This window comes from Eggerthella sinensis, from assembly GCF_003339815.1.
Taxonomy (GTDB): domain Bacteria; phylum Actinomycetota; class Coriobacteriia; order Coriobacteriales; family Eggerthellaceae; genus Eggerthella; species Eggerthella sinensis.
In genome coordinates this window covers 1-14,645 of record NZ_PPTT01000021.1, presented here as the reverse complement: position 1 = coordinate 14,645, position 14,645 = coordinate 1, and the positions used below count along the sequence as shown (strand labels likewise).

At 66.9% G+C, this 14,645-nt stretch carries 12 protein-coding genes and 1 pseudogene; 1 reads left to right on the top strand and 12 read right to left on the bottom strand.

Translation table 11 applies throughout. From position 1 onward, the window contains the following. Window positions 1-62: 62 nt before the first annotated feature. Complete coding sequence (locus tag C1876_RS11800; RefSeq protein WP_114546924.1) at window positions 63-1,919, bottom strand: FAD-binding protein; 1,857 nt, start codon at window positions 1,917-1,919, stop codon at window positions 63-65. A 260-nt stretch (window positions 1,920-2,179) separates the two neighbouring features. On the opposite strand from C1876_RS11800, the gene C1876_RS11795 reads away from it, so the two are divergent. Next, window positions 2,180-3,583 carry a helix-turn-helix transcriptional regulator gene (locus tag C1876_RS11795; protein WP_114546923.1) on the top strand — a complete coding sequence of 468 codons (1,404 nt, stop codon included), beginning with the start codon at window positions 2,180-2,182 and terminating at the stop codon, window positions 3,581-3,583. A 209-nt stretch (window positions 3,584-3,792) separates the two neighbouring features. Here the strand turns inward: C1876_RS11795 and C1876_RS11790 are convergent, their stop codons facing one another. From C1876_RS11790 to C1876_RS17850, 11 genes and pseudogenes are all read right to left on the bottom strand, one after another. Next, window positions 3,793-4,491, bottom strand: a complete 699-nt coding sequence (locus C1876_RS11790; protein ID WP_244910132.1) for a TorD/DmsD family molecular chaperone — start codon at window positions 4,489-4,491, stop codon at window positions 3,793-3,795. A 2-nt stretch (window positions 4,492-4,493) separates the two neighbouring features. Beyond that, complete coding sequence (locus C1876_RS11785; protein WP_114546922.1) at window positions 4,494-5,156, bottom strand: hypothetical protein; 663 nt, start codon at window positions 5,154-5,156, stop codon at window positions 4,494-4,496. Then, window positions 5,153-6,088: a 4Fe-4S binding protein gene (locus C1876_RS11780; protein ID WP_114546921.1), complete on the bottom strand. Its 936-nt coding sequence runs from the start codon at window positions 6,086-6,088 to the stop codon at window positions 5,153-5,155. Before C1876_RS11780 ends, C1876_RS11785 begins: the two co-directional genes overlap by 4 nt. Then, window positions 6,085-6,714 (bottom strand): 4Fe-4S dicluster domain-containing protein, encoded by a 630-nt coding sequence (locus C1876_RS11775; RefSeq protein WP_114546972.1) that lies wholly within the window; start codon window positions 6,712-6,714, stop codon window positions 6,085-6,087. Before C1876_RS11775 ends, C1876_RS11780 begins: the two co-directional genes overlap by 4 nt. A gap of 100 nt (window positions 6,715-6,814) precedes the next feature. Next, the gene (locus C1876_RS11770) at window positions 6,815-7,627 is read right to left on the bottom strand and encodes a dimethyl sulfoxide reductase anchor subunit family protein (RefSeq protein ID WP_114546920.1); all 813 of its coding nucleotides are present in this window, start codon (window positions 7,625-7,627) and stop codon (window positions 6,815-6,817) included. Window positions 7,628-7,629: 2 nt separating this feature from the next. Then, complete coding sequence (locus C1876_RS11765; RefSeq protein ID WP_114546919.1) at window positions 7,630-8,211, bottom strand: 4Fe-4S dicluster domain-containing protein; 582 nt, start codon at window positions 8,209-8,211, stop codon at window positions 7,630-7,632. Further along, window positions 8,211-10,940, bottom strand: coding sequence for a molybdopterin-containing oxidoreductase family protein (locus tag C1876_RS11760; protein ID WP_114546918.1), 2,730 nt, complete (start codon window positions 10,938-10,940; stop codon window positions 8,211-8,213). The genes C1876_RS11765 and C1876_RS11760 overlap by 1 nt, the downstream gene beginning before the upstream one ends. Window positions 10,941-11,125: 185 nt before the next feature. Next, entirely contained in the window at window positions 11,126-12,616 is a 1,491-nt protein-coding gene (locus C1876_RS11755; RefSeq protein WP_114546971.1) for a helix-turn-helix transcriptional regulator, read from the bottom strand. Window positions 12,617-12,751: 135 nt separating this feature from the next. After that, the gene (gene recR, locus C1876_RS11750) at window positions 12,752-13,348 is read right to left on the bottom strand and encodes a recombination mediator RecR (protein ID WP_114546917.1); all 597 of its coding nucleotides are present in this window, start codon (window positions 13,346-13,348) and stop codon (window positions 12,752-12,754) included. Between the two features lie 21 nt (window positions 13,349-13,369). Beyond that, complete coding sequence (locus tag C1876_RS11745; RefSeq protein ID WP_114546916.1) at window positions 13,370-13,678, bottom strand: YbaB/EbfC family nucleoid-associated protein; 309 nt, start codon at window positions 13,676-13,678, stop codon at window positions 13,370-13,372. Window positions 13,679-13,713: 35 nt separating this feature from the next. Continuing rightward, a pseudogene (locus C1876_RS17850) lies at window positions 13,714-14,645 on the bottom strand (DNA polymerase III subunit gamma/tau); the annotation flags it as partial.

Genomic DNA, 14,645 nt, shown 5'->3' with positions numbered 1-14,645 from the left:
CGCCTTGGGGGCGCGGCATCTTCGGGAGGGAGGGATGTCGGAGGTTCAGGGGCGCCGAGGCGTTAGGCTTGCGCGGCGTGCTTGCCGGCCACGCGGCCGCTCGTCATGGCGTTGCCCATGTTGTTGCCGGCCGAGGGGCAGTTGTAGGCGTTGCCGTAGCGCTCGCCCATCGTGTTGCCCACGGCGTACAGGCCGTCGATCACCTTGTTCTTCGACGCGGTGAGCACCTGGTAGTTGCCGTTCACGCACAGGCCCGCCAGCGTGTTGAGGCCGGGGCCGTACAGCTTGTTCGTACCCTGCGTGGCAATGTAGAAGGGGCCCTCGTCGATGGGGATCAGCAGGTCTTCGGGCTTGCCGAAATCGCTGTCCTTGCCGGCGGCGCACAGCTCGTTGTAGCGCTCGACGCTGGCCTTCGCGGCGGCAAGCGCATCGCCCTCGAGGCCCGCGTTCTTGAGCGCGTCCTCAACGGTGGCGCCCACGAAAATCTCGTTCACGAACGGGCTCGTGCGGTTCGCGATTTCCAAACCGCGCACCTCGGCGGTGCCCACGGCGGGGTCGGCCGCCTCCATGTTCGCCTGGAAGTCCTCGATGCCCTCGGGGAAGCCCCAGTTGGGAGCACCGTGGTCGAGGCCGCCCGCCTGGATGTACTGCATGTACTTGCTGTCCATGATGGCGAAGTTGCCCACCATCTTGGCGTCCGGGTTGATGGGCTGGCGCGCGGACTGCGCAAGCACGAGCCCGGCGAACGACTCGTTCATGAAGCGCTCGCCGTTGCAGTTCATCCACAGGCACGGCGTGGAGCCCCAGGGGCCGAACGAGATGGAGGGCGCGTCGCCCGCCACGGGACGCGGGTGGCTCTCGATGGCGCCGCCGGCCCAGCAGCCGATCTTGTGGCCCGAGCCGTCGCAGTCGGTCATGCCCATGAGCTCGCCGCGGTCCACGCCGTGGCGCTCGGCGTTCTCGGCGCACTCGGAGCACAGCTCCCACACCATGTCGGTGTTGCCGCCGAAATCGCCCGTGGCCAGGATGACGCCCTTGGCCGCCTCGAACTTCACGTACTTCCCGTCGGCGTCCTCGGCGATGATGCCGGTTACCGCGCCGTCGGAATCCTGCACGCACCGGGCTGCGGTATGGCCGCAGAACCACTCGGCCCCGAGGTCTTCCGCCGCGTCGCGGCAGTACTCCTCGATCTCGGCCAAACGCGAGATGCCGGTCTTCTGCTTCTTGCCCACCGGCTGCTCGTTCTTCGTGCCGACGGTCTGCACGGTGGAGGCCCACATCTTGTAGCCCGACACTTCCACGGGGTAGTCCGCGCCGCTCGGCTTGTCGTAGGCGATCTGCACGATGCACTGGCCGCCGTCGCGGTCGAACACGTTCGACGTCTCGGGAATGAGCGAGGCCAGGTTGTCCATCATCTCGCCCGAGTTGTACACGAACGAGCGGATGACCTCGGTGTTGCAGCGGCCGTTGGCGCGACGCACGTACTCGTTCACGATGTCGTCGAGGTCGTACGGCCCGAAGCCCCACGCTTCCAGCATCTTGGAGTTGTACGAGCAGATGTCGTCGCCGCGGTACACGATCTCGCCGTCGTTATGCTTCTCCACGACGGCCACCTTCGCGCCCTCCTGGGCCGCCGCGAGCGCAGCCTGGGTGCCGGCGTGGCCGCCGCCCACCACCACGACGTCGAAGCTCTTGGTCTCGGCGATGTCGGCGTCGGCGATCTCGGGCGCGCTGCCCAGCCAGTCCTCGTCGCACATATAATAGGTGGGACGCGTCGCGGCGGACGAGCCGCCCGTCGCGGCACCGTCGGTCTTGGCCGACGCGGACGACTGCGGCGCACAGCCGGTGAGGCCCGCCATAGCTCCGATGACGCCGGCGCTCGCGGCGCCCATCAAGAAATTCCTGCGTGAAAGCTCCATGCTCCCCATCTCCTTTTGTCGTGCTTGCATTGCCTTCGAACTCTGGGGCCATCATCGCCCGCCGCGCCGCACGCTTCCATCCGAAAAAACGTTGATTCTCGTTTCCCCAGGTACCGAAGGCGTCTCAACGGTTTTACGTAGGCGTTCTCACCGAGGTCGAATGCTATAATGCGACCCATATCACGGGGAAGGGAGCAGCAATCGAAGCGCCACGAAACAGCACCGCAGCCTCGGCCGGCACGGGGACGGCCCTGCCCGCCATGACGGCGCTCGTCGTGGGCGTCGCCTGCCTGTTCTCCACGCTGCTCATCTACTCGGGCACCGTCATCTCGTTTCTGCGCTTCGAGCACACCGAGCTGTTCGTGGGCACGTTCGCCGAAACCGCGCTGCTTGCGGCCACGCTGTTCGGCGCGCTGTTCGTAGGCTTGTCGCTCGCACGCAAGCAGCTGCCCTTCATGCTGCTCGGTGCCGGCGGCGGCATGCTGTACCTGTGCTGCTCGCTCGTATTCGCCTACTTTTCATGGTTCGGCAGCCTCGGCACCACGCTGCTCATCGCGCTGTCGGTGGCAACCGCCCTCGGCGACGTGTGCCTCGCGCTCGCATGGGGACGCATCTGCGCGCGCTTCCGCATTCGCCGCGCGCTCGTGCTCGTGTCGCTGGCAAGCATCCTGTCGGCCGGGATCTGCTACCTGTACGCCGTGCTTCCGCTGCCGGGCGTCACGATGCTGTTCGTGCTCAGCTCCATCGTGGCCGTCATCGTCCCCCTCGCGTTCTCGGGCGCGACGCGCATCGATGCGCCGAGCGGCCCCGAAGGGGCGGAGGGGCGCACCACCTCGGCCACCATCGCCTCGCTTGCCGACGTCATCGTGGCGCCGGGCCTCGGCCTGCTCGTGTTCGCCTTCGTCATGGCCGTCATGCGCACCTCGTTCAACCAGAGCCAGGACGCCTACTTGGCGGCGCTCGCGCTCGACGCGGTGGCGCTTTTGGCGTACACGGCGCTGCGCAAGAAACGCTTCGCGCTGCGCGGCGGCATGCACCAGACGTTTCTGCCGCTCATGGCCATGGTGTTGCTGGCCGCCACGAGCATCGCCGCATCGGTGGGCAGCGGCTCGGCCCTCGTGTCGTTTCTCACGTACCTGCTGTACGCTCTGGCCGCCATCCTCACCCTCGCCACGCTGTGCGCGGTGGCGAACGCGGGCGAATTCTCGTCCGACCTCGTGTTCTCCACCGCGGTGCTGCTGTTCTGCGCCGCGTCGTTCGCAGGCCAGAGCTTCGCAAGCGTGCTCGACGACGATCTCGTGCACGTGGCCGTCACGGTGACCACCACGCTGTACGCGTTCGTCATGGTGCTGTCCTCCTACGTGAGGCGCACGCGCGACCTCGCCTGGACGGGCGAGCAGGATGCCGAAGCCGTGCACGCCGAAACCGCACCCGAGCAGAACGTCGACCGCATTGCGCTGCTGGCCGCCGAGCACAAGCTCACCGCGCGCGAGCAGGAAATCCTCGCCTACCTTGCCGAAGGCCACAGCGGCGCGTACATCTCCGACGTGCTGTTCATCTCCCCCAACACCGTGCGCACCCACATCCACAACATCTATCGCAAGCTCGATGTGTCGTCGCGCGAGGACATCCTGCGCCTCACCAAACCCGCAACCGTCGTTTGAAGTCACGTTTTCGCAGGTCGCACGCGTAGGTGTTGCTGGCCGAAAAAATATGTTGTGATTTCATGGAGGACGGTGCTATAATCATTCCTGCATTTACAGAGGCTTTGATGCTTCGGTAAAGAAAAGGGTTCTGTTTTTTGGAGGGGGCAGAACCCTTATTCTTTCTTTTGGGACGCAGGTCCCATTTTTTATGCCTTGCAACCCTGCGGTTACGCCGCAGGGGCAAGCGCTTCGTCCAAGAAAGCGCGATCCACTTCAAGCACGCCGCGCAGCACGAGCGCGAGGGCGCGGTAGAATTCCGTCTGCGCAATGCGCTCGACATCGTCGGCGAACGACGGAACCCAATTCATGAGGTGGGCGTCCATGAAGGCGCGCCGAGCTTGCAGCAGCTGCGCGCAGGCCTCCTCGTCGCCCGCTTCGAATGCGTCCGTCGCGCGCGCTCCCAACAGCTGCGCGAACTCCAGCTCGAACGAAAGATGGTCTTCCGGCTCGCACACCTCGTCCACCAGCACAAGACACGCGGCGCGGTACGCCGCCAGCACCTCGTCGCGCGCGTCCTGCATGAGCAGACGATCGGGCGACGTGTACACCGATTCGTACGGAAACGCCACGGCATGCGCGTCCTGCGTGGTGCCGATGAACGTGTGGAAGAAATCGACCGCCAGCTCGGTGCGGGTACGCTCCCACGCACCGTTCAGGTACGCGGCCAAACGGCGGTACCCCGCATCCAGCCGTTCGTTGCCCGTTGCCGCCGGAAGCTTCATCGCACGAAGGTCGGCCAACGTTTCCTCGTCCACCTCTGCGCGAAACAGGCGGGCCAGAAACCCGTACCCGGCGTTCTGCGCGCGGAGCGCCTCGGCGAACACACGCGTCCCCTCATTCATCGCCCCGTTCATCGTCTCGTCCATCTTCATCGCTCCTCACCGATCGATTCCGCGCGGAACGTCGCCAGCACGACGCGTCCGCGCTCCGTCAACTGCCACGCCTCGCGCCATTCCACCACGTCGGCTTTCTCAAGCTCGCCGAGGAAGTACCCCGAAAACAGGCGCGGCTGCTGCACGAGGGGGTGCGCATCGACCAGCGCGTCGATTGCGGCCTTCGCCCGCGGGCCCTCGGCCAAGAACTCGAGCAGCAGACGATACACGAGTAGGTACACCGCGTCCTTGACGAACAGGCCCTGCGCGAACGACCCCACCGGATCGCCGTCAAGGTACGCCGCACCGGCCTCGCTCAACGTCCACACGCCCTCGGCGAGCGCGCCGATGACGAGGTTCCCGTCTTCGTCCACGACGGGTTCGCGCTCTTCGCCGGCGTCGAGTGCGGCGCGGGCCGCGCGCTCCTCGTCGCTCGGCTCGTACACGAGTGCGCCGAAGCGCTCGAGCAGCGCGCGCAGCTCCACCGGGCGGTACACCGAGCGGTTGCATCGCAGCACCTCGTCCATGATGGCATCGAGCTCGCGCGGCGTGCGTGGTTCGCGGCAGGCCTCCATAGCCGTGATCAGCACCTTCTGATTTCCGGGGGCCGCCTTGAACACGTCCTCGACGCGCGCGCCCTCCTCGCTCTCGGTGATCATTGCGATTCTCCTCCTCTTTCGTTCGCCGCTTTCGCAAGCAGCGGGAATGTGATGGCGTGCATGGGACACGCGTCGGCGCACGCGCGGCATTTGACGCACTCGTTCATCGGGGCCGAAACCGTCTTGTCGTGCAGGTTGACGCCCTCGGGGCAGACGTCGGCGCACCGGTTGCAGCGTTCGCCGTGCGCAGCGTGCAGGCACGCGTCCGCGTTTGCCTGCGGGCGGAACGTGCGGTTGCCGCGTGCGATGAGCGACAGCAACGCCCCGAGCGGACAGAACCGATGACACCACTTCCTCAGCACCACGAGCTCGAGCACCAGGATGGCGGGGAACACGAGCAGCGACCAGGTAACCTCGCTGAACTGGAACAACCGCCACACCACCACCAACGTCCCGAACGTCAGCCCCACCGGACAAACCAAGCAGAACACCGGAAACCCGAAGGCGGCCGTAGTGAGGAGGGTCGCGCCAAGAACAAAAAACCGTGAAGGCCGAGGAGCCACCCCTTTCTCCTTTGCGGCCGCAGGGGAACTCGCCGGTCCACCCTCCCCTTCCGCGGCCGCCACAAGGGAACCCGCAGGTCCACCCCCAGCGGCCAAGGGGGAGGCGCCAGATTTTCCCGCGCCCCTCCCCGACACCTTCCGCATCAACGTCACCGGGCATCCCCAGGCGCAGAACGCCCTGCCTACCAGCAGCGTCAGCACCACGACCACCGCAAGGCCTATGAGCATCGGCGGCACGATGGTCTTCGAAGCGATCATCGCCTCGAGCCCGCCAAGCGGGCAGAGCGCCGCAATGTCGCCGATGCCGAACGCGCTCGGCGTGCCGACGCCCGCATGCACCGCGAGACCCAGGCACACGAGCCCCACCACGCCGAGCGCCGACAGCGTCCTCAGCGTCGATGCCCGCGGCTTCTTCCGCTTCCCGCTCATGCCATCATCTCGCTCTCGTCTTCCACAACCGTCTTGCCCAGCCGCTCGTATCGTCGGGGCGGCACCACCACGATGCCGCGCCGCGTCCCGCCCGCGAACGAGCGGTACACGAGCGCCGGGCACACGTTCTCGCACGCACCGCAGCCGTTGCACGCCGTCGCGTCCACCACCGGGTGCCCGGCCTCGTCCAGCGCGATGGCCTCGTAAGGACACGCTTTCTCGCACTCCGAGCAGCCGTCGAAGTAGGCGACGCAGCGGTCCTTCTGCACCACGGCCACGCCCAGCTTGTCGCGCTCGGGGTCGAACGAACCCAGCGCGCCCGTCGGACAGACCCGCTGGCACAACCCGCAGAAGTCGCACAGGCCCTTATGGAAGTCGAGCGTAGGCGTGCGCGCCTGCAGCAGCCCGTCTTCCACGTGCGCCACGCCCACCACGCCCGTCGGGCACGCCGACCGGCATCGATCGCACTTCACGCACGAGGCCAGCAGCGCGCCCTCGTCCTGCCCGCCGGGAGGACGCAGCAGCTCCTCTTCCCCGGCCAGCGCAACCGCGGCCCCGCCCACGCCCGCAAGCGCAGCCGTCGCGGCCGCGAACCCCACGAACGCGCGACGCGTAAACACAGCCATCGCTTCGCCTCCGTCCTTTCCCGCCTCGGCGCCCGCACACCGCGCAGCGCCGAAGCGACCGAGCATTCCTCCGGCACCGAAGCGCCCCTCTACCGCAGCGTTACAGCGCGAACCCGAAGTAGTTCGCCACCGCCGTGCCCACCAGCCACATCACCGCACGCACCGCCACGGAGCCCACAAGCGCGCCCGCCAGCGCCACAACCGCGGGAGCGAGGGCGGCTTCGGGCTTGCGCGCGGCAATCCACCCGCACGCCGCGGGCACCACGGCACCGCACGCAACCACCGCCAACCAGAACAGCATCGCCTGTTCGCCGAACGCCACGCCGGACACGAGGCCGTACGCAAGCGACAGCACGAGCGCAAGCGCCCCACCCGCCGCCGCGTACCACCCTGCGGCCTTCACCGCGCCGTCTTCCACCTTGAGCGCCGCGCACATCACCAGGTAGAGCGCCGTTCCCGAGGCCGCCGCCGTGCCGAGGTAGGCAAGCGGCAGGGCCACGGTGTTCCACGCGGGGCGCGACGACATCATGTACGACGACCCGCACGCGAACGAGAACGCCACCGCCAGCACGATGCCCGCCACGGCCACCGCCTTGCGTGCGCCCGCACCCGCCCCACGCGCAACCAGCACCGCGTACACGATGGCGCACACCGCCAGCAATCCCAGCAGCAGCGCTTCCAGGAAGATGCCGGGGGCCGGATGCGCAAGCGCCGCCATCATGCGATCGACGTGCGAGAGGTGCGTCGCCGAGGCGATACCGCCCACGGCCAGCAGCACCACCGCCGCCACGCTTGCGGGCACGCGCACCTTCGCGGCCGCGCCGCGGAACTCGTCGATCGCCACGCAGGCGAACAGCCACGCGCCGCATCCGGCCAACACCGTGAACAGCACCAAGGACCATTGGATCGTCATGGCTACTCGCCTTCCTTCCACGCCGCGCGACCGGGCGACAAAATGTAGTGGGTTGCAGGATGGTTCCCCACGTCCTCAAGCGTGTGGATGCTCGCGGGGTCGGCCGCGGCAAGCGCCTTCGACGCGTCCGAGCTCGGATCGTCCAGGTCGCCGTAGAAACGAGCCCCGGCCGAGCACGTGCGCACGCACATGGGCAGCTCGCCGTTCTTCGTCAGGTGCGCGCACAGCGTGCACTTCTCCACCACCCGCTCGGCGGCGTTCCACGAGCGCACGCCGTAGGGGCAGGCCATCATGCAGTATTTGCAGCCGATGCACTTCTCCTTGTCGATGAGCACCACGTCGTCGCCGTCGCGGTAGCTCGCGCCGGTCGGGCACACGTTCGTGCAGGGCGCATCCGCGCATTGCTGGCACATCGTGGGCAGGAAATACAGCTCCATGTTCGGGTAGTCGCCGAAGGGGCCGCGATCCACCACCTTGTTCCAATACTCGCCAAGCGCGATATTGTTCTCGTTCTTGCAGACGACCTCGCATCCATGACACCCGATGCAGCGGTTGAGGTCGACCACGATTGCGTACTGAGCCATTATTTGAACACCACCTCTGTGGGATCGCTGAATTCAGGCATCCACGGTTCGAAGTCGGTCGGATTGATCCAGGCGCCCTCGGGAGCGCCTTCGGGGGCGGGGTACACCTTCACCTGGAAGCCGCGCAGCGTGTACGTGCCGAACTCGGGGTTGAAGCGCCCGTCGGTCTTCGTGAGCACGTTGACGTTCATCTCCGTCCACGCCTTCGACGGCGTGTCGGTGTCGAGGTATTCCGGATTCCAGAAGCGCTCCATGTGCACCACATCCCGCGCGATGCCCGTCGTCACGCACGCCTTTCCGCGAATCTTGCCGCGGCGGCTTTCCACCCACACCCATTGCTCGTCCTCCACGCCGTTGGCCGCGGCCGTCTCGGGATGGATGCTCACCAGCGGCACGGGATACAGCTCGCGCAGATAGGGAACGTTGCGCAGCGTGCCATGGTGGTAGTGCGGGATGCGCCCTTCGGTGAGCGTGATGGGGAATTCGTCATCCGTGAGCGGCGACTCCTCGGGCTCGAGGTAGTACACGAGCGGATCGTAGTCCTCGTCGGCAGGCTGCATCGTGTAGCTGTTGCCGTTCGCGCTCGCCCACGGCTCGCCCGTGCGCCCCAGCATGAGGATGCCTTCCGAATACGGCTCCACCTTCTTCGACGGCGTGTTGAAGCCCTTCTCCTTGCCCGTGGCGGCATCGATGCTCTTGTAGGTGTAGTACGTGTGGTAGTCCTCGCTCGAAATCCACTCGTACGTGCCCATCTCGGCAAGCTCGTCCCAGGTCATCGGCAGCTTGCCCATGTGCATGTCCATCATGGACTGCTGACCGTCCCAATACACGAGATCGCTGCCCACCGACGCGAGGTAGTCGGCGTCGATGGCCTTCTGCGCGTACGGGTTGCCCAGCTCGGCGCACCTCCGCACGATCTGCGCCCAGATGATGCCCTCGTTCACCGTCTCGTAGAGGTGCACCACCGGCTGGCGAATGATGATCTTGTTCGCGTGCGCAATGGTGAAGTAGCTTTCGAGCCACTCCTGCGTGGGCAGCACGTAGTCGGCCGCTTCGATGGTGAACGCCGTGGGATACATATACAGGTGGCAGATCATTTCCATCTTGTCGACGATGGCCGGCAGCTGACTCGCGTTGCCAATCATCGCGTGCTTGTTGCCCGAGCGCTCCATCCAGTTGCGCGGCTGGTACGGCTCGCCGGTGGTGATGGCCTTGAACACCGTGGGAATATGGGCGTGCGACCAGATGCCCAGGCCCTTGTGCTCACGGTAGCCCAGGCGCTTCTCAAGCATGCCCTCGTCCACGATGGAGTTGAGCGTGCCCAGGTCCACCTTGTTCGGCGGATCGGGGAAGCGCTGCAGCAGCGCGCCCGGCCGCTCGACGTTGCCCATGAGGAACTCGATGATGCACGCGCCTTCGGCACCCTGCGCCGCCTGCGGGCTCATGTCGGTGGCCACGCCCAGGATCAGGCCCGACGGTCCCTTGTCGGTGTACACGCGGATGGCCTTCTCAATCTGCTCGGCATCGAGGCAGCACACGTCCGCGCCCTTCTGAAGCGTCCACTCGTCCACGCGCTCGCGCAGCAGGGTGAAGGCGGTGGAGCACGTCATCCCGCCCACCTCGTACGTGCCGAAGAACGCGGGCTCAAGGGCGTCGTCCCACGGCCACGGCATGGGCGCGGCGGCGTTCGTCTTCTCGTCCCACACCACGAACGTGTCGTCGGCGTCGTCCGCATCCGCATCGCCGAGGCCTACCTCGTGGGCGCGCAGCATCTTCTTCGTCTCGGGGTTGATGAGGTACGGAAGGTTCGTCCACTTCATGCAGAAGTCCTTGTCGTACAGCTCGTTCTCGATGATGTAGCGTATCCAGGTCATCTGCAGCGCCACGTCGGTGCCCGGGCGGATGGGAAGCCACACCTCGGCCATGGCGGCGTCGGGCGTGAAACGCGGGTCCACCACCACGAGGTTGAGCCCCTGTTCGCGAGCACGCAGCTCCGCGATGGCGCGGCCCGAGCCCGACGGCGCATGGTAGCTTGTCGTGGTGCCCCACATCACGAGCGTTTGAATGGGCGTCACGTCGGGGAAGTAGAGTTCGGCGCATCCGCCGTACTTCGAGTCCGCCATCGACGTCGTGCCCGACTTGCCGCCGCCGTACATGAGCGAGAACGTGGCCATGCGGGGCAGGAAGCACTGCGCGCAGCCCGGCTCGAAGACGTTCGGCGACCCGAGCGCCTGCGTGAAGCGGCACGGCGAGCCGAAGTGCGGGTTGCCGCCGCCTCCCGTCGAGGTGACCAGCGACTCGCCGCCGTACTTGTTGAAGTCCTGCATGAGCTTCTGGGAAATCTCCTCGATGGCCTGCTCCCAGCTGATGCGCTCGAAGCTGTTCGTGCCGCGCGCGCCCACGCGCTTCATGGGGTACTTGTTGCGGCAGGGGTTGTACAGCGCTTGAATGCCCGAAAGGCCTTTCGCGCACAGGCCGCCGCGGCTGATGGGGCTCTCCGGATTGCCCTCGAGCCGGATGACGCGACCGTCGCGCACCGTCGCGATGACGGCGCAGCTGCAGATGCACGCCTGGCACGAGGTGTACACCTTCTTCGTCTCCGACGTCGTCTCGTCGGCATGCGCCTCGCGGAAGCGACCGGGCGCCGTCGCCGATCCGAGCGCCGCCAGCGCCCCGGTGGCGGCAGCGGCCTTCATGAACCCGCGCCTCGACATGTTGAGCTGACTCATACACATCGCCTTTCACTCGTCTTGCATGCGTCGCCGACGCTTGGCGCCGGTCGACCTTACGAGTGAGCAGTGTGCGCGCAACGCGGCATCGCGCCTATCGCCTGGAAGGATAAAAAGAGCTTGGCAGGTGCCTAAACCGGAGGGGCGCAGGGAGTAAACTCCACCGCACGAGCCTTTGAACGGGGCTAACGGACAATGCGCTCCGTGACGTCGACGAATTCCTGGCGCGTGTGCACGCCCGTCTTCGCGTAGATGCTGCGGATGTGCGCCTTCGCCGTGTTGTCGGAAATCACGAGGGCCTCGCCGATGGAGCGGGCGTCGCGCCCGCGCAGCATGAGCACGAACACCTCGCGCTCGCGCATCGTCAGGTTATGATCGGCTGCGAACGATTCGGCATCGACCACGCCTTCCCCGTCCAGACGGGCGTCCTCCGACACGTTGGCCGAAGATGCCGGGATCGCCGCAGCTGCCGCATCGGCTTCCGCGATGGTTCGATCGGCCGCCAGCCATCCGGCGTTGATGATCTTGCGCACGTCGCTTTCGCGGAAGATGAGCATGGATGCCGCCACCAGCAAGAACGCAAGGACGAGCCCCACCACCAGCGTCTGCGAGTCGGCGATGCCCAGCTGCGGGTAGCGCTCCCCCGTCACGAGTCCGGCAAGCGAGCCGAGCGCGAACACCGAGCGGCCCCACCCGAACACCTGCACGGGGCTCCAGTAATCGCTGCGCGCCAGGTAGGCCAGCAAACACCACATGAACAGCGAGAACAGGCAGTACACCAGCACGATGACCGCGGCGGCCGGCTCGCTGCCCACGCTCGAGGAGAACGCGATGACGAGGGCCACCGCAAGCATGAGCACGAGCGGGTAGTAGACGGCGCCGAAGTTGAACGAAGACCGCAGGCTGCTGAGCAGCACCAGCCCGAAGCTCACGAGGATGACAAGCGACACGCCCAACTCGCCGCTCGCGAGCGATGCCTGCGCGTCCTGCAACGCGAACATGCCCTTCGTGAGGCTTGCCACGAAGGTGAACAGCGCCACGATGACGAGGAAGCGCGCGAAGGCGCCGACGCTTGCACGCCGCGTGGCAGCGTCCAGCTGCGCGTCGGGACGCTCGGCGCTCGACTCCGTCGCACCGTCGCGGTCGAACAGCGTCATGAGCGCGGCGGCAAGCGGCAGCACCGCCGCCACCAGCAGCGCGATGGCCGGCACTGTGCCCACCACGAAGAAGAACACGAGGCCCGAGGCAAGTTCGGACAGCGCCGTGTTCGTCACCGCCACGACGGGACGCGTCGAGGCGTAAATCTGCCCCGCGCGCACGGCGATGAACGCGGTGCCCACCCCGGTGAGCAGCGCGCCGGCCGCGAACAGCGGCGAAGACGCATCGGCCAGGTACGCGCCGGCGTACTCCATGACCATGCCCAGCGACGCGGCGACGCCGGACGCGCACATGACGAACCGGTTCGCCAGCAGCCGGGCAGTCCGACGATGGAACAGCGCGATGAGCGCCGTCAGCAGCGAGAAGGCGATGGTCGACCACACGTACATGCCGAACGAGCACGCCTCGGCCTGCGCGGGATTCGCGATGTACGACCAGATGGGCGCCGTGTACACGACGAGTATCCATGAACGCCAAAAGCTATAGGTCAGGTATTTTGCCGCCGGCCACGTTTTCATGCGCATTCCCCCTCCTGCGATGACGTCTCCCATCTTATCGCACGCGCGCGTGAGCGGCGGCGATGCGGAGGGTTAAACTCGGCGCCCGAGGAGTAAACTCGCTTGGGGAGCGCCCTTCCGAACGGCGCGTGCGCGCTAGAGGGGGCGGCGGGCTTCAATGGCCCGGCCGAGGGTCACCTCGTCGGCGAACTCGAGGTCGCCTCCCACCGGCAGGCCGCTTGCGGGACGGGTGACCACGATGCCGAGGGGCTTGATGAGCCGCGCGAGGTAGGCAGCCGTCGTCTCGCCCTCCACGTTGGGGTTCGTGGCCAGCACGACCTCCTTCACCTCGTCGGACGCGAGGCGCTTCATGAGCTCGGCAACATGGAGCTGATCGGGGCCGATGCCCTCCATGGGGGACAGCGCGCCGCCCAGCACGTGGTACACGCCGTTGTACACGGCGGTGCGCTCGATGGGCGGGATGTCGCGCGGCTCGCTCACCACGCAGATGATGCCCGCGTCGCGCTTGGACGACTGGCATATCTCGCACAGCTCGTCCTCGGCATAGTTGAAGCAACGCGAGCAGAAGCGCACAGTATCCTTCACCTCGACGATGGCTTCGGCCAGCCGCAGCGCCGTCGCCTTGTCGGCGTTGAGAATCCAGTACGCAATGCGCTGCGCCGACTTCGGCCCGATGCCCGGCAAGCGTTCGAACTCGTCGAGCAGCTTCTGAATGGACGGCGCAGCGTACATGATTCGATTCCCCGCGCCTTGTTACATGAGGCCCGGGATGTTCATGCCGCCCGTGGCGGCATTCAGGCGCTGCGAGCTCAGCTCGGACACGCCGCGCAGGGCCTCGTTGACGGCCGCGGCCACCATGTCCTGCAGCATCTCGACATCCTCGGGGTCCACGGCCTCGGGATCGATGGTGATGCTCTGCACGGCCATGTCGCCCGTGGCAACCACCTTCACCATGCCGCCGCCGGCAGTGGCCTCGAACGCCATGTCCTTGATCTCGTCCTGAGCCTTCGCCAGCTCGGCCTGCATGCGCTGGGCCTGCTTCATCATCTTCTTCATATCCATGGTGGTGCTCCTTCTCGGGTTCGGTATCGGGATCGTTATTCTTTCACTTCTTCGACGCGCACTCCGGCGCCGAAGCCAGCTGCAAGGATGGCCTTGAGGTCGTCAGGCGACTGCGCGGACGCGGGCGCCGACGCGGGTGCGGGCGCGGGTGCCGGTGTCGGGGCGGGCGTTGGCGCAGGTGCCGGAGTCGGCATGGGCGCGGGAGCCGGGGCCGGTGCCGACGAGACGAAGCCGTCGTCGTACGGAACCACTTCGTCCTCGTACGGCGGAATGTCGTAGTCGGGAGTCGCCGCAGGGGCGGGTGCCGGGGCCGGGCGCGGCGCGGGCTGCGGAGCGGGCGCCGGTTGCGGACGCGGCGCGGGGGCCGGGGCCGCGGCCGCGGCGGGACGCGGGGCCGGAGCCGACACCGCCGCCCCTGCGGGCACGGGTGCCGAGCCCGCCTGCGCATACGCAAACGGCAACGCCTCTCCGCACGCCTGCGAGAGCGCCACGCCCACGGCATCCTGCACGTCGCTCTTCTGCACCGCCTTGAACGCGAACGAATTCTCGGCCGGGAACTCGATGACCAGCAGCCCGTTGCGCTCGTCGTACACCGCTTTCGTGTTCAAGAACAGCACGCCGTACGCGGCCTTGTTCTTCTTGAGCGTCGCCAAAGCCGCCTGCCAAACCCGCTGCAACGCAGCAGGATTCTGCAAACTCGCCTTCAGCTGATCGGAAGCCGAAGCCCCGCCCTGCGGAGCAACCTGTCTCTCCTCTTGCGCCTGCGGAGCAGCCTGCACTCCCCCTTGCGCCGGCTGAGCGACCTGCCTCTTTTCTTGCGCCGACGGTGCAACCTGCGGAGCCGGCGCCGCTTGCGTCGGCGCAACGCCCGCCGCCCCAGCACGCTCCTCGGCCGCCGCAAAACCAGGAGCAGCCACAGGCGCCGAAGCCACCGCAGCCGCAGCCGCACCGCCCGCCGCCCCAGCAC

What these genes read in the sequence shown, in the direction of transcription:
- C1876_RS11800 (WP_114546924.1), bottom strand. Translation starts at nt 1,919, where the DNA reads ATGGAGCTTTCACGCAGGAATTTCTTGATGGGCGCCGCGAGCGCCGGC.
- C1876_RS11795 (WP_114546923.1), top strand. Translation starts at nt 2,180, where the DNA reads ATGACGGCGCTCGTCGTGGGCGTCGCCTGCCTGTTCTCCACGCTGCTC.
- C1876_RS11790 (WP_244910132.1), bottom strand. Translation starts at nt 4,491, where the DNA reads ATGGACGAGACGATGAACGGGGCGATGAATGAGGGGACGCGTGTGTTC.
- C1876_RS11785 (WP_114546922.1), bottom strand. Translation starts at nt 5,156, where the DNA reads ATGATCACCGAGAGCGAGGAGGGCGCGCGCGTCGAGGACGTGTTCAAG.
- C1876_RS11780 (WP_114546921.1), bottom strand. Translation starts at nt 6,088, where the DNA reads ATGAGCGGGAAGCGGAAGAAGCCGCGGGCATCGACGCTGAGGACGCTG.
- C1876_RS11775 (WP_114546972.1), bottom strand. Translation starts at nt 6,714, where the DNA reads ATGGCTGTGTTTACGCGTCGCGCGTTCGTGGGGTTCGCGGCCGCGACG.
- C1876_RS11770 (WP_114546920.1), bottom strand. Translation starts at nt 7,627, where the DNA reads ATGACGATCCAATGGTCCTTGGTGCTGTTCACGGTGTTGGCCGGATGC.
- C1876_RS11765 (WP_114546919.1), bottom strand. Translation starts at nt 8,211, where the DNA reads ATGGCTCAGTACGCAATCGTGGTCGACCTCAACCGCTGCATCGGGTGT.
- C1876_RS11760 (WP_114546918.1), bottom strand. Translation starts at nt 10,940, where the DNA reads ATGAGTCAGCTCAACATGTCGAGGCGCGGGTTCATGAAGGCCGCTGCC.
- C1876_RS11755 (WP_114546971.1), bottom strand. Translation starts at nt 12,616, where the DNA reads ATGAAAACGTGGCCGGCGGCAAAATACCTGACCTATAGCTTTTGGCGT.
- recR (WP_114546917.1), bottom strand. Translation starts at nt 13,348, where the DNA reads ATGTACGCTGCGCCGTCCATTCAGAAGCTGCTCGACGAGTTCGAACGC.
- C1876_RS11745 (WP_114546916.1), bottom strand. Translation starts at nt 13,678, where the DNA reads ATGGATATGAAGAAGATGATGAAGCAGGCCCAGCGCATGCAGGCCGAG.